The sequence below is a fragment of the Mesorhizobium sp. M5C.F.Ca.IN.020.32.2.1 genome (assembly GCF_004023105.1).
Classification (GTDB): domain Bacteria; phylum Pseudomonadota; class Alphaproteobacteria; order Rhizobiales; family Rhizobiaceae; genus Mesorhizobium; species Mesorhizobium wenxiniae.
In genome coordinates, this window is record NZ_RZSX01001322.1 from 1 (window position 1) to 1,127 (window position 1,127).

At 57.1% G+C, this 1,127-nt stretch carries 2 protein-coding genes; both read right to left on the reverse strand.

Going from position 1 to position 1,127, the window contains the following annotated elements; all coding sequences use genetic code 11:
• Window positions 1–67: 67 nt before the first annotated feature.
• A complete protein-coding gene (locus EOA86_RS35650; RefSeq protein WP_029356736.1) occupies window positions 68–508 on the reverse strand; it encodes a hypothetical protein in 441 nt (146 codons plus the stop codon).
• A 194-nt stretch (window positions 509–702) separates the two neighbouring features.
• Window positions 703–1,127: class I SAM-dependent methyltransferase (locus EOA86_RS35655; protein ID WP_206630243.1), on the reverse strand; the 425-nt coding region annotated here is incomplete at its 5' end.

A 1,127-nucleotide genomic window follows, 5' to 3' on the forward strand; every position in this document is an offset into this window, starting at 1 on the left:
TTTTGGCACACCGTCGTGAGCGCGGCACCGCCGGAACTCAAAGGCAGCGTTTTCACGCCTGGATTTCTTATGCGGCCGGAGCCGGCGGCAGTTCGAACAGGTTGGCGCCATTCTCCTGGCCTCGCTCGACATAGCCGATTATCCGAAACCATTTTGCGACGTCCGGTCTCTGGAGCCAGCTGCGCGAATGAATCGGGAGATTGCCGGCGAGCGCCTGGATATGGCGGATGTGCCGCTTGCAGAAGCGAACGGTCGCGGCACTGAAGAAATCCTCCTGTGCGGCGAACAGCGTATCAGCAGCGTCGCTATGCTCGTGCCACGCGATGATCGCCACGGTCTTTTCGCCCTGGACAAGCGCGTGAGCACGGCCTTCTTTCAAGTTCATCATCAGATTGTCGTAGGCGATCTTGCTGTCCTTGCCGGCCGCGGCGTATTCGTCCGATATCCGCTTGGACAGATCACGGAAAAGAGCTTCCAGATCTCCAACCGTTGCTGCGCGTGCTCTCATTTCGCCTCCTCGAGCCCCAGCAGGCAGTTTGCCCTAAGGATAGAGGATCACCAAGCAAATCAAATCCGTCATCCGCCCAACGCGAGCAAAGGCGTTTCGCGGGCGAAGCCGCCGTCATGTGCTCAGGTCACGTGATTTTGCCGAGTAGGCGCGGGAAATGCGTCTGGTGCGTGAGTCGCGCAGGTCCGCCCGGTCTAGTGGCGATGGTAAGCCAGAACTGTACTGCCGCGTGGCGACTTGTGGCGATCAGATAAGGTGAACCCGGCACCCTCGATTAGAGACTGAAGACGGATGTCGTCTTCGTCGGGAACTCGCGCCACAATCGTCTGAGTGCGGTTAATGATGTCGATGAAGATGCGATCGGCCTCCTCCTGACCCAACCCCCTGCGGACATGCTGGTACACAGCGAGAAGAAGAACGATATCGTAACGGTCATTTAGAACAGATTGAAGCTTTCGACTCCCAAGACTCATGGTGTCAAATCGACTTTCTACGTTCGATCCTAGAAAGATAGAACGCGCCACGCGGGTGTGTGGCTTCAGAACGTCAATGCCGTGGATGTAGGCCGGTCTGCGTTTGGCGATTTCATAAGCGACGATGCCCATATTGCAACCAACAT